This window comes from Herbaspirillum rhizosphaerae, from assembly GCF_046025915.1.
Taxonomy (GTDB): Bacteria; Pseudomonadota; Gammaproteobacteria; order Burkholderiales; family Burkholderiaceae_D; genus Herbaspirillum; species Herbaspirillum rhizosphaerae_A.
Genome location: NZ_JAQQFR010000002.1, coordinates 345,253 through 358,520 on the forward strand (window position 1 = coordinate 345,253; position 13,268 = coordinate 358,520).

Annotated in this window: 12 protein-coding genes; all 12 read left to right on the top strand. The window is 54.9% G+C overall.

Translation table 11 applies throughout. The features are described 5' to 3' along the window. Nucleotides 1-5: 5 nt before the first annotated feature. Nucleotides 6-1,274 (top strand): flavodoxin-dependent (E)-4-hydroxy-3-methylbut-2-enyl-diphosphate synthase, encoded by a 1,269-nt coding sequence (gene ispG / locus PQR63_RS04195; RefSeq protein WP_408165888.1) that lies wholly within the window; start codon nucleotides 6-8, stop codon nucleotides 1,272-1,274. 70 nt (nucleotides 1,275-1,344) lie between these two features. Continuing rightward, nucleotides 1,345-2,694 (top strand): histidine--tRNA ligase, encoded by a 1,350-nt coding sequence (gene hisS, locus PQR63_RS04200; RefSeq protein ID WP_408165890.1) that lies wholly within the window; start codon nucleotides 1,345-1,347, stop codon nucleotides 2,692-2,694. Nucleotides 2,695-2,710: 16 nt separating this feature from the next. Beyond that, nucleotides 2,711-3,361, top strand: a complete 651-nt coding sequence (locus tag PQR63_RS04205) for a tetratricopeptide repeat protein (RefSeq protein ID WP_408165892.1) — start codon at nucleotides 2,711-2,713, stop codon at nucleotides 3,359-3,361. Between the two features lie 54 nt (nucleotides 3,362-3,415). Beyond that, nucleotides 3,416-4,597 carry an outer membrane protein assembly factor BamB gene (gene bamB / locus PQR63_RS04210; RefSeq protein ID WP_408165894.1) on the top strand — a complete coding sequence of 394 codons (1,182 nt, stop codon included), beginning with the start codon at nucleotides 3,416-3,418 and terminating at the stop codon, nucleotides 4,595-4,597. Between the two features lie 6 nt (nucleotides 4,598-4,603). Further along, on the top strand, nucleotides 4,604-5,944 hold the full coding sequence (gene der / locus PQR63_RS04215; protein ID WP_408165896.1) for a ribosome biogenesis GTPase Der: 1,341 nt from the start codon (nucleotides 4,604-4,606) through the stop codon (nucleotides 5,942-5,944). A 119-nt stretch (nucleotides 5,945-6,063) separates the two neighbouring features. Beyond that, nucleotides 6,064-6,303 carry an RNA chaperone Hfq gene (hfq, locus tag PQR63_RS04220; protein ID WP_034297704.1) on the top strand — a complete coding sequence of 80 codons (240 nt, stop codon included), beginning with the start codon at nucleotides 6,064-6,066 and terminating at the stop codon, nucleotides 6,301-6,303. A 39-nt stretch (nucleotides 6,304-6,342) separates the two neighbouring features. Continuing rightward, the gene (gene hflX / locus PQR63_RS04225) at nucleotides 6,343-7,470 is read left to right on the top strand and encodes a GTPase HflX (RefSeq protein ID WP_094563408.1); all 1,128 of its coding nucleotides are present in this window, start codon (nucleotides 6,343-6,345) and stop codon (nucleotides 7,468-7,470) included. A 168-nt stretch (nucleotides 7,471-7,638) separates the two neighbouring features. After that, a complete protein-coding gene (hflK, locus tag PQR63_RS04230) occupies nucleotides 7,639-8,961 on the top strand; it encodes an FtsH protease activity modulator HflK (protein WP_408165899.1) in 1,323 nt (440 codons plus the stop codon). Beyond that, nucleotides 8,961-9,845 carry a protease modulator HflC gene (gene hflC, locus PQR63_RS04235; protein ID WP_408165901.1) on the top strand — a complete coding sequence of 295 codons (885 nt, stop codon included), beginning with the start codon at nucleotides 8,961-8,963 and terminating at the stop codon, nucleotides 9,843-9,845. Before hflK ends, hflC begins: the two co-directional genes overlap by 1 nt. Before the next feature lie 222 nt (nucleotides 9,846-10,067). Beyond that, on the top strand, nucleotides 10,068-11,219 hold the full coding sequence (locus PQR63_RS04240) for an ATP phosphoribosyltransferase regulatory subunit (RefSeq protein ID WP_408165903.1): 1,152 nt from the start codon (nucleotides 10,068-10,070) through the stop codon (nucleotides 11,217-11,219). A 3-nt stretch (nucleotides 11,220-11,222) separates the two neighbouring features. Beyond that, nucleotides 11,223-12,536: an adenylosuccinate synthase gene (locus PQR63_RS04245; RefSeq protein WP_408165904.1), complete on the top strand. Its 1,314-nt coding sequence runs from the start codon at nucleotides 11,223-11,225 to the stop codon at nucleotides 12,534-12,536. 92 nt (nucleotides 12,537-12,628) lie between these two features. Beyond that, nucleotides 12,629-13,165, top strand: a complete 537-nt coding sequence (locus PQR63_RS04250) for a phosphoribosyltransferase (RefSeq protein ID WP_408165906.1) — start codon at nucleotides 12,629-12,631, stop codon at nucleotides 13,163-13,165. Nucleotides 13,166-13,268: the final 103 nt, after the last annotated feature.

Sequence of the window (13,268 nt, forward strand, 5' to 3'; positions counted from 1 at the left end):
AAAGTATGTCATCTTCATCTTTTCCGATTGCATCAGGCCCGCTGGCTCGCCGCCAACGCCGTCGTGCCGTCATCAGTTATGGTGATCGGCAAGTTGTCGTAGGCGGTGGCGCGCCAGTCATGGTGCAGTCGATGACCAATACTGATACCGCCGATGCCATCGGTACGGCGATCCAGATCAAGGATCTTGCCCGTGCGGGTTCTGAAGTCGTGCGCATTACGGTTAATTCGCCCGAAGCGGCAGCCGCTGTGCCGGCGATTCGCGAACAATTGGATCGTATGGGTGTGGACGTGCCGCTGGTCGGCGATTTTCATTACAACGGCCACACGCTGTTGAACGACTATCCCGATTGCGCACAGGCGTTGTCGAAATACCGTATCAATCCGGGTAACGTGGGTAAGGGCGCCAAGCGCGACACCCAGTTTGCACAGATGATCGAAGTCGCCTGTCGTTACGATAAGCCCGTGCGTATCGGCGTCAACTGGGGTAGCCTGGATCAGGCACTGCTGGCGCGCATCATGGATGAAAACGCCCAGCGTAAAGAACCATGGCCCGCACAAGCGGTGATGTATGAAGCGCTGGTGACATCGGCGATTGAAAACGCCCAGCGTGCCGAAGAACTGGGCATGGATGGCAACAAGATTATTTTGTCTTGCAAGGTATCGGGTGTGCAGGATTTGATCGCTGTGTATCGCGAGCTGGCGAACCGTTGCGACTATCCTTTGCACCTGGGTTTGACCGAAGCCGGCATGGGTAGCAAAGGAATCGTTGCTTCCACGGCAGCGTTGTCGGTGTTGTTGCAGGAAGGTATCGGCGACACCATCCGCATTTCGCTCACGCCGGAACCGGGCGGTGACCGTACTCGTGAAGTCATCGTCGGTCAGGAAATTCTGCAAACCATGGGCTTGCGCAAGTTTACGCCGATGGTGATTGCTTGCCCTGGCTGCGGCCGCACAACATCGACAGTATTCCAGGATCTGGCGGACAAGATCCAGACCTATCTGCGTGAGCAGATGCCGGTTTGGAAGGGCGTTTATCCCGGCGTCGAGAGCATGAACGTGGCTGTCATGGGGTGTATCGTGAACGGCCCTGGTGAATCCAAGCATGCGAACATCGGTATCAGTTTGCCAGGAACAGGCGAATCTCCCGCTGCACCTGTTTTCATCGATGGCGAAAAACGTATGACCCTGCGTGGCGATCGCATCGCAGAGGAATTCCAGTCCATCGTATTGGAATACGTGCAATCGCATTACAGCAAACAAACAGCGGCCTGAGGTCGCGGTGGTAGTCGGCCTCCTGGAAAAATCCGGGCATCGTCGGCGACATAACTTACTGAATACAAGCATGTCTGAAAACAAGAAAATCGAAAAAATCGTCGGCGTCAAAGGAATGAATGACATTCTTCCTGCTGATGCGCCGTTGTGGGAATTGTTTGAGAATACCGTGCAGTCGGTGTTGAAGAGTTACGGCTTCCAGCAAATCCGTACGCCTATCGTTGAGCCGACCGCCTTGTTCTCGCGCGGTTTGGGCGAAGTTACCGATATCGTCGAGAAGGAAATGTATTCCTTCACCGATTCCATGAACGGCGACAACCTGACCCTGCGTCCGGAAAATACCGCCAGCGTGGTGCGCGCGGCACTCGAACACAACCTGACTTACGATGGCCCCAAGCGTCTCTGGTACGCGGGTCCGATGTTCCGTCACGAACGTCCGCAACGTGGCCGCTATCGCCAGTTCCATCAAGTCGGCGCCGAAGCGCTGGGTTTCACCGGCCCGGATATCGATGCTGAACTGATCATGATGTGTCAGCGTCTATGGGATGATCTCGGCCTGGAAGACATTCGCCTGGAGCTTAACTCCATCGGTAATGCAGAAGAGCGCAACAAGCATCGCACCGATCTGATTGCCTACTTCGAACAACACAAAGAGTTGCTCGATACGGATGCGCAGCGTCGTCTGCATTCGAATCCATTGCGCATTCTGGATACCAAGAATCCAACGATGCAAGATATGGTCAATGCTGCTCCCAAGTTGCTGGACTATCTGGGTGAAGAATCGCGTGCGCATTTCGAAGGCGTGCAAAAGATCCTGAACCACAACAATATTCCGTTCACGATTAATCCGCGCCTGGTGCGCGGCATGGATTATTACAACCGTACAGTGTTCGAATGGGTGACCGATCAGCTCGGTTCCCAAGGTACGGTTTGCGGCGGCGGTCGTTACGATCCCCTGATCGAAATGTTCGGCGGCAAGCCGACGCCAGCCTGCGGTTTTGCCATGGGAGTTGAGCGTTTGCTGGAGCTGATGAAAGCCAACGGTGAGCAATATGCGCCGAACCAATGCGACATCTATCTGGTCCATCAGGGCGAGGCTGCGCAATTGCAATCCTTTGTAATGGCAGAAAGATTGCGCAGTGCCGGGCTGGATGTTGTGCTACATTGCGCATCGGCGAGCGCCGGTGGCAGCTTCAAGTCGCAGATGAAAAAGGCCGATGCCAGTGGTGCCGCGTTTGCGGTCATCATCGGCGAAGACGAAGTCGCGAACGCGACGGCAACAGTCAAGAGCCTGCGCACGGCAGAAGGCGAAAATAGCCAGCAGGTCACGATTCCATTCGATGGCGTGCCTGACTATGTGGTGGATCAAATCGTCGGCGACCACGACCATGATCACGACCACGTTCATTATCACCCTTAATTTTTAGACATATTTCATGGCATACGATCTCGAAGAACAAGAACAGTTGGCTTCCATCAAGGCTTGGTGGAGCAAGTACGGCAATCTTCTGACCTGGGTGTTGATCATCGCGCTGGCAGCTTATGCCGCCTGGAGCGGCTGGAATATTTATCAGAACAAGCAATCCCAGCAGGCTTCGCAGCTTTACGACGAGCAGCAGCGTGCTGTCGAAGCGAAGGACAATGCCAAGGTATTGCGCGCAGCGACCGACATGCAAGATAAGTTCAGCGGTACTGCTTATGCGCAAATGAGTGCCCTGGTGTCTGCCAAGGTGGCCTTTGATGCCAACGACACTGAAACAGCCAAGAAGCAGCTGCAATGGGTGATCGACCACGGCCGTGATGCCGAATACAAGGCAATTGCGTCGATTCGCATGGCTGGTTTGCTGCTTGACGCCAAGGCCTATGACGATGCGCTCAAGCTGCTGGCAGGTGATTTTCCTGCGCAGTTTGCCGGTGCGGTCGCGGATCGCAAGGGTGATATTCTTGTCGCCCAGGATAAGCGTGATGATGCACGTGCCGCCTATCAGCTGGCGCTGGACAAAACAGACCAACGCAGCCCGGGTCGTCAGCTGATTCAGTTGAAGCTTGATGCTATCGGCGGCGCTCCAGCCAAAGCTGCCGCCTGATCATTGCTATAACCGCACTCCAACATCGTGAAATTCGGTAAGAGGAAAAACAATATGCGTCGTGAGTCACAAGTCGAATCACAAGTCGTTTCCATGCGTGCAGGTTCGTTGGCTGTCAAACTGAGCGCATTGGCTGCAGTTGCTCTGTTGTCTGGTTGCTCGCTGTTTTCCAGCAAAAAGGAAGTCAATCCGCCGGCGGCGTTGGTTGAATTCAAGCAAACTTTGCGCACTAAAACTGTCTGGACGACTTCGGTTGGTAAGGCTGGTAATTTTCAATTCAGCCCGGTTTTTGCGGCTGACAGCATTTTTGCTGCAGGAGCTGATGGCACCGTCGTGCGTGTGAATGCTGCGACTGGTCAAGCAATATGGCGTATTAGCGCTGGGTCGCTGACTGCAGGTGTCGGTAGCGATGGCAATACGGTTGCAGTTGTGGGTGAGAAAGGTGTTGTTCAGGCGTTCGACGCCAGCGGCAAGTCGCTGTGGAAGGCATCGGCGCCGACCGAGGTATTGTCCGCACCAGCGGTCGGCTATGGTCTGGTCGTCGTGCGCAGTATCGACAACCGCATCACTGCATTCGATGCTGAAAACGGCACTCGCCGCTGGAGTATCCTGCGTCCGTTGCCGACGCTGACATTGCGTACCGCGCCTGGCATCGTGTTGGATTCGCAGAGCGCCTACGTTGCGTTGCCGGGTGGCCGTTTGTCGGCTCTGGCATTGAATAACGGTGGTCCCCGCTGGGAAGTTGCCGTTGGCGATCCGCGTGGTACCACTGAGCTCGAACGTATCGCCGACGTGTCCGGTGTGCCGGCTCTGGGTGTACGCGATGTTTGTGCAGTGGCATATCAAGGTCGTATTGGCTGTTTCGATGTCAGCAATGGCAACGTTCGCTGGGGCAAAGAGTTTTCGAGCGACTCCGGCGTGACGCTGGATGATCGTTATGTCTACTCCGCAGACGACAAGGGTGGCGTGACCGAATTCGTTCGCGATACCGGTGCCTCCATGTGGCACAACACCAAATTGTCTTATCGCCGTCTGTCCGCGCCGATTGCTGTTGGCAAAGCGGTCGCAGTGGGCGATTATCAGGGTTACATCCATTTCTTGTCGCGTGACGATGGTTCTTTCGTCGCCCGTACAAGTACTGACGGCAGCCCGATTCAAGTGACGCCGATTGCCGCTGGGCAAAACGTCGTTTTTCAAACTCAAGCAGGAACACTGGTCGCCTTGGCGGCAGAATAATATTTAATGAAGCCGGTTATTGCACTTGTTGGTCGTCCCAATGTCGGTAAGTCGACATTGTTTAATCGGCTCACCCGTTCACGTGATGCGCTGGTCGCAGACTTGCCCGGGCTGACCCGGGATCGTCACTACGGCGAAGGCCGGGTCGGCGAACGCCCCTTTTTGGTGATTGATACCGGTGGTTTCGAGCCGGTTGCCAAAGAGGGCATCATGTATGAAATGGCCAAACAGACCAAGCAGGCAGTGGTCGAGGCCGATGTCGTGATATTTATCGTCGATGGTCGCCAGGGGTTGACCCCGCACGATAAGACCATCACAGATTTTCTACGTAAGTCGGGGCGTTCGGTCATGCTCGTGGTCAATAAGGCCGAAGGCATGAAGTACACCTCGGTAACCGCCGATTTCTATGAACTGGGGATGGGCGATCCATATGTGATCTCCGCAGCACACGGTGACGGTGTTGCCGACCTCGTCGATGAGGCTTTGGATATCGCGCTTGCTCAACGTCCCGATCTCGGTGAAGAAGTTGACGTCGCGCGCGGTATCAAGATCGCTATTGTCGGCCGCCCGAATGTCGGTAAGTCGACGCTGGTCAATACTTTGCTCGGCGAAGAACGCGTCATCGCGTTCGACATGCCGGGTACGACGCGCGACTCGATCGAAATTCCCTTCGAGCGCGAAGGCAAGCAATACACGCTGATCGATACCGCTGGTATTCGTCGTCGGGGCAAAGTATTCGAAGCGATTGAAAAGTTTTCCGTCGTGAAAACGCTGCAGTCGATTTCCGAAACCAACGTCGTTTTGCTGTTGCTCGATGCACAGCAGGATATCTCCGAGCAGGATGCTCACATTGCCGGTTTTGTATTGGAATCGGGACGCGCACTGGTGGTTGGCGTCAACAAGTGGGATGGTCTGCAGAGCGATCGTCGCGACGAAATCAAGATGGATCTGGAGCGCAAGCTAAGCTTCCTGTCGTTCGCGAAATTCCATTTCATCTCAGCGCTGAAGTCGACCGGCATCGGCCCGGTGATGAAGTCCATCGACTCGGCTTATGCCGCTGCGATGTCCAACCTGACCACGCCGAAACTCACGCGTGCACTGATTGAAGCGGTCGAACATCAGCAACCGCGCCGCAAGGGATCCATTCGTCCGAAACTGCGCTACGCGCATCAGGGCGGCATGAATCCGCCCGTCGTGGTGATCCACGGCAACGCGCTTGAAGGCGTGGATGAGAGCTATAAACGTTATCTCGAAAAACATTTTCGTGAAACTTTCTCGTTGGTTGGCACTCCACTCCGTATCGAGTTCCGCTCGAGCAAGAATCCTTTCATTCGCCAAGATAAATAGTCACCAATCTTGGCGGTAGGTAGGAAATCGTTTACATTCATAACGCGTAGATTGGTAAAGCACTTGAAATTTTGTCAGGTGCCTCCAAATCCTAATCACAACAACACAGTGGAGCTGCCATGAGCAACAAAGGGCAATTGTTACAAGACCCATTTCTTAATGCCTTAAGAAAAGAACACGTCCCCGTTTCCATTTATTTGGTAAACGGCATCAAACTGCAAGGTCACGTGGAGTCGTTCGACCAGTACGTCGTCCTGCTGCGCAACACCGTCACCCAAATGGTATACAAGCACGCCATTTCCACAGTCGTACCAGCCCGCGCTGTCAATCTGAGCCTCGATTCGGCAGAAGCGGAATAATGGTTTATCCAGCCGGCGCTATGCCGTGTGCATACTGATATGCGTGCCGCGCTAGTCGGCCTGGATTTCGGCAAGAGCGATTTTGCTGCAAGTCTGGATGAACTGTTTTTGCTGGCCAAGTCCGCTGGCGCCGAGCCTGTTACCACCATTACAGGCAAGCGCGCCAGTCCGGACGCAGCCTTGTTTGTCGGTTCCGGCAAGGCGCAAGAAGTCGCCGACGCCGTCGCCGACCTGCAACTCGACATTGTTATCTTCAATCACGCTTTATCTCCTGCTCAGCAGCGCAATCTGGAGCGCGTGCTGAAGACGCGTGTGCTTGATCGCACCAGCCTGATTCTCGATATCTTTGCCCAACGCGCCAAAAGCCATGAAGGCAAGGTTCAGGTCGAGTTGGCTCAGTTGCAACATTTGGCGACGCGCCTTATTCGCGGCTGGACTCACTTGGAGCGCCAAAAGGGTGGTATCGGTTTGCGTGGACCTGGTGAAACGCAACTCGAAACCGACCGTCGTTTGCTCGGCGATCGCGTCAAGGCGTTACGCGGCCAATTGGCAAAGTTACATCGCCAACATGCCACGCAGCGCCGCGCGCGTGGTCGCAACGATACGTTTTCAGTTTCTCTGGTCGGCTATACCAATGCCGGCAAATCCACGGTCTTCAATGCCATGGCCAAAGCGGGCGTTTATGCGGCAAATCAGTTGTTTGCGACCCTCGATACGACTTCGCGCCGCGTCTACCTTGGGGAAGTGGGTCATGTCGTGATTTCCGACACGGTCGGCTTTATCCGTGAATTGCCTCACCAATTGGTCGCAGCTTTTCGTGCAACCCTGGAAGAAACCATTCATGCCGATTTGCTGTTGCATGTTGTCGATGCAGCAAGTCCGGTACGGATGGAGCAGATTGAGCAGGTCAATCTGGTGCTCAAAGAGATCGGCGCGGATCACATTCCGCAGATTCTGATCTGGAACAAGATCGACGCTGCCGAGCTGGAACCGGCAGTCGAGTATGACGAGTATGGTAGAATCCACCGGGTTTTTATTAGTGCGAAAACCGGTGCAGGCCTGGATTTGTTGCGGCAAGCAATTGCCGATTCACTCAGGTCTTCGATCGAGGCGCGCAGGGGTGCGCAGTCTCAGGTTGTCGATTCTCAAGATGTGCACGCGCATTAGGTCGCTTCAGTCGTTCGTCGGGTACTTTGATCGAATGTGATCAGCAAGCCTGATCGTTGCGCTTGATCTCGAAGCTGGCAGAGCTGGCATAAGGTAGATCAAGCAGTTCCCGAAGTTGGCGGGCATTCCCTTTTGATTCAATTTAATAATTAAGCCGGATCGCAACGCATGCTTGTTTCTCTATTCAAAAAACTCGGTTTGAAATTCTCGCTGAACGACCCTCAATGGGGTCGCGGTTCGCAAGATGACAATAACCGTCAAAATCAGAATAACGGTGGTAACGGCAACAAGAAGCCGGAAGACGGACCTCCGGATCTCGATCAGCTCTGGCGTGACTTCAATCAGCGTGTAAGCCGTTTGTTCGGCAAGCGTGGTGGTGGCGGTTCCGACAACGGCGACGGCAATTTCAATCGCGGTGACATCAAAGGCGCCGGCATCGGTGTAGGTGTCATTGCTGTGATCGTTGCCTTCCTGTGGCTGGCGAGCGGTTTCTTCATTGTGCAGGAAGGCCAGACCGCAGTCGTCATGACCTTCGGCAAATACAGCCACACGACATTGCCAGGTTTTAACTGGCGCTGGCCGTATCCGGTGCAAAGCCATGAGATCGTCAATGTTTCGCAAGTGCGCACGGCGGAAATCGGCTATCGCAGCAATGCCAAGAATAAGCAACTCAAAGAAGCACTGATGCTGACCGATGATGAAAACATCATCGATATCCAGTTCGCGGTGCAATACAAACTCAAGAATGCCGCTGAATGGCTGTTCAACAATCGCGATCAGGATGAAACTGTGCGCCAGGTTGCTGAAACTGCGATTCGCGAAATCGTCGGCCGCAGCAAGATGGACTTCGTCCTCTACGAAGGCCGTGAAAAGGTTGCGCTCGACGTCGGTCAACTGATGCAGCAAATTCTGGATCGCTATAAGTCCGGCGTGCAGATCACCAATGTCACCATGCAAGGCGTGCAACCGCCTGAGCAAGTGCAGGCGGCATTTGATGATGCCGTCAAAGCTGGTCAGGATCGCGAGCGCCAAAAGAATGAAGGTCAGGCTTACGCCAACGACGTGATTCCTAAGGCTAGCGGTGCCGCATCTCGTTTGCTGGAGGAAGCGGAAGCCTACCGTTCGCGTATCGTCGCCAACGCAGAGGGCGATGGAGCACGTTTCAAGCAGGTTCTGGAGGAATACCAAAAAGCACCTGCAGTAACGCGTGACCGTATGTATCTGGAAACAATGCAGCAGATCTTCACCAATACCACCAAGGTCATGGTGGACGCCAAGAGCGGTAATAATCTGTTGTATTTGCCATTGGACAAACTGATTCAGCAAACCGATGGCGCCAACGGTGCAAATGCCGCGAAGCCAGCAACCGCGCCGGCGGCAGCCGCGACAACGCCAACACTTCCAGGAAGCGACCCAGTGTACTCAGTAGATGTTCAGCGTGATTCCCGCAATCGGGATGCACGTGATTCCCGTGATCGCGAGGTGCGCTAATGAGCCGCCTGATTACCAGCGTTATTGCCGTCATTGTTGCCCTCTGGCTGCTGTCGTCCACTATCTTCGTCGTCGAGCAACGGCAGTCGGCAATCGTGTTTGCCCTCGGTGAGGTCAAGCAGGTCGTGACCGAGCCGGGTCTGCATTTCAAATTGCCGCCACCGTTTCAGAACGTGATCTATCTCGACAAGCGCATTCAGACTCTGGATACGCCTGATGCTGATCGTTTCATCACGGCCGAGAAGAAAAACGTACTGGTCGACTCCTTCGTTAAATGGCGTATCGTCGATCCGCGCCTGTACTTCATCAGCTTCGGCGGTGACGACCGTCGCGCTCAGGATCGTCTGTCGCAGATCGTCAAGGCTGCCCTGAATGAAGAAATCACCAAGCGCACTGTGCGTGAAGTGATCTCCGGCGAGCGTGGCAAGGTCATGGATGCAATCCAGCGTAAAGTTGCGATCGAAGCCAAACAGATCGGTGCCGAGATTATTGATGTGCGCTTGCGCCGCGTTGACTATGTCGATCAGATCAATAATTCGGTTTATGACCGGATGAAGTCTGAACGTGCCCGCGTCGCTAATGAATTGCGTTCGACCGGTGCTGCCGAGTCGGAAAAAATTCGCGCCGATGCTGATCGTCAACGCGTTGTGATTCTGGCGGAAGCCTACCGTGATGCGGAAAAGATTCGTGGCGCCGGCGATGCCAAGGCTTCGCAGATTTATGCTCAGGCGTTCGGGCAAAATCCAGAGTTTTACAAGTTCTATCGCAGTCTTGAGGCGTACCGCGCCAGTTTCAAGAACCGCCATGACTTGATGGTAGTGGATCCTAATTCCGAGTTCTTCAAATATTTCAAGGGTGTGGGAGGCGTCAGCACCAAGAAATAAAGCAAGACCGAGAGCAAGATTGTAATAGGTAGGGCTGGGATGGAGAGGACTGATGCTGCTTGTTGAGGGCATCTTTCCATTTTGTAGCCCGCATATTTGTTTCCCTGATTGAATGCGATTTTTACAAGGCATGCACGTCTTTTGACGTGTGTGCCTTGCCGCGTGTAAGAAGGGCGTTGCTTGAATGCATTGTTAAACACATTTTTCTGATTGATTTGTTTTATGCCGAACTGGCTTCTTCCTGAAAATATCGCCGATGTCTTGCCGTCCGAAGCACGCAAGATTGAGGAATTGCGCCGTCGCATGCTCGACAATTTCCGCCTGTATGGCTACGAAATGGTCATGCCGCCGCTGCTCGAATACCTTGAGTCTCTGTTGACGGGCGCGGGGCAAGATACTGATCTGCGCACCTTCAAGCTGGTCGATCAGCTGTCGGGACGTACGCTCGGTGTGCGTGCCGACATGACGACGCAGGTGGCGCGCATCGATGCGCACTTGCTCAACCGCGATTCCGTGACCCGCCTGTGCTACGCCGGCAGCGTATTGCATACACGTCCATCCGGCCTGCACGCGACGCGCGAACCGTTGCAGATCGGTGCTGAGATCTACGGTCACGCGGGTCTGGAGGCGGACGCCGAGATTCAGGAATTGGCACTGGCGTCGCTGGCGCTGGCCGGCATCGCTAAAGTCCGTCTGGATCTCTGCCACGTCGGCGTATTGCGGGCCATCATCGCCAACGACGACAAGGCAAACAAGCAAGCTGCGCAGTTGTTTGGTTTGCTGGAGTCCAAAGATATTCCCGGCTTGCAAGTGTTGACCAAAGACTATCAGCCGGTTACACGCGACGCGTTGCTGGCGCTTCCCGGTCTGTATGGCGATATTGAAGTCATCGAACGCGCCCGTAAGGCCTTGCCGTCGTTGCCGGGTATCACTCAGGCGCTGGATGAACTGAAGGCGCTGGCGCAACTGGCCGGCGAAGCCAACGTCACCATCGATCTGGCAGATTTGCGCGGTTACCACTATCACAGCGGCGTGATGTTTGCCGCTTACGTGCCGGGCCTGCCCAATGCGGTAGTGCGCGGCGGCCGTTACGACCACGTCGGTGAAGCGTTCGGACGTGCACGTCCGGCAACCGGTTTTTCAATGGATTTGCGCGAATTGGCACGTCTGATGCCGGGAGCGGAAAGAAAACGTGCAATTCGCGCGCCATGGGGTACCGAGGCCGGTTTGCGTGAGAAAATAACGGAATTGCGTCGGGCTGGGGAAATTGTGATTCAGAGTCTCCCCGGACACGAAAACGACCAGGACGAGTTTGATTGCGATCGCGCAGTGGAGCTCAGCAATGGAAATTGGATTATCAAAAACTTAGGTTAAGCCATGTTACAGAAAAGCAATGCAAAGAACGTCGTCGTCATTGGTACCCAGTGGGGCGATGAAGGTAAGGGTAAGATCGTCGATTGGCTGACCGATCACGCGCAAGGCGTGGTGCGTTTCCAAGGTGGTCACAATGCAGGTCATACCCTGGTTATCGGCGGCAAGAAGACCGCACTGCAATTGATTCCGTCGGGCATCATGCGTGCCGGCGTGGCTTGCTATATTGGCAATGGCGTGGTGTTGTCCGTACCTGATCTGCTGCGTGAAATTGACAAGCTGGAAGCTGCTGGCGTCGAAGTCGCTTCGCGCCTGAAAGTGTCCGAAGCCTGTCCGCTGATCCTGCCTTACCACGTTGCATTGGACGTTGCGCGCGAAGCCGCTCGTGGAGCCGCCAAGATCGGCACAACAGGCAAGGGCATCGGCCCGGCCTACGAAGACAAGGTTGCCCGCCGCGCCATCCGCGTTGCCGACTTGCTCAACGAAAAGCGTTTTGCCGAAAAGCTGCTCGAAAACCTGGACTACCATAACTTCGTCCTGACCCAATACCTGAAGACCCAGCCAGTCGACTTCCAGAAGACCCTGGACGATGCACTGGCCAATGTGCCACGTCTGAAGCCGATGGTCGCCGATGTCTCCAACGACCTGCACATTGCCAACCAGAACGGTGCCAACCTGCTGTTCGAAGGGGCTCAAGGCAGTTTGCTGGACGTCGACCACGGTACGTATCCATTCGTGACCTCGAGCAACTGCGTGGCCGGCAATGCCGCTGCAGGCGCTGGTGTCGGTCCTGACATGCTGCATTACATCATGGGCATCACCAAGGCTTACACGACGCGTGTCGGTTCCGGCCCGTTCCCGGCAGAACTGCCGACTGACGAAGGCGTCGGCAAGCATCTGGCGTCCGTCGGCCACGAATTCGGTACTGTCACCGGTCGCGCACGTCGTTGCGGCTGGTTTGATGCAGCGCTGCTGAAGCGTTCGGTACAGATCAATGGCGTGTCCGGCATGTGTCTGACCAAGCTGGACGTGCTGGACGGCCTCGAGTCGCTCAAGCTGTGCACCGGTTACACCCTCAACGGCAAGACCGTGGACATCTTCCCGGTCGGCGCTGAAGAAGCTGCTGCCTGCCAGCCGATCTACGAAGAAATGCCGGGCTGGAAAGAATCCACCGTCGGCGTACAATCGCTGGATGGTCTGCCGAGCAATGCACGTGCCTACATCAATCGTATTCAAGAACTGGTCGGCGTGCCGATCGACATGATTTCCACCGGTCCTGACCGTGAAGAAACCATCGTTTTGCGTCATCCGTTCAAGTAATCCAGTCATCCAGCAATTCAGTACGAACGGCGAACAACCTGTTGTTCGCCGTTCTCACAAGAACAGCAATTCCGTAAGACGAGTACTCAAAAATGAAAATATCCGACGATAAAGACCTGTGGGTCTCCTGGGATGACTACAATCGCAGCATCGAAAAACTGGCCCTGAAAGTCTATGAATCTGGCTGGCAGTTCGATCAGGTATTGTGTCTGGCGCGTGGCGGCTTGCGTCCCGGCGATGTGTTTTCGCGCATCTTCGACGTGCCGCTGGCGATTCTGTCGACCAGCTCTTACCGCGAAGCGGCCGGCACTATTCGCAGCAGCCTGGACATCGCCAAGTACATCACCATCACCAAGGGCAGCCTGTCGGGCCGCGTCTTGCTGGTGGACGATCTGGTTGATTCCGGCGTGACCCTGCAAAAGGTTCAGATGCACCTCAAGGAACACTATCCGGCCGTGACCGATATCAAATCGGCTGTGCTGTGGTGGAAGGCGTGTTCTATCGTCGAGCCGGACTATCATCTCGACTATCTGCCGACCAATCCGTGGATTCATCAGCCGTTTGAAGACTATGACGGCCTCGGCCCGCATCAGTTGGCGGCATGGATCAAGAAGGGCGAGTCGAAGTAATTCTTCGTTCTGCCGATACAAAGAAAAAGAGCTTACGCAATAACGTAAGCTCTTTTTTTATGCCCGCTTTTTTTGCGGATGAAGCATGTTCAGACAGCGCTGC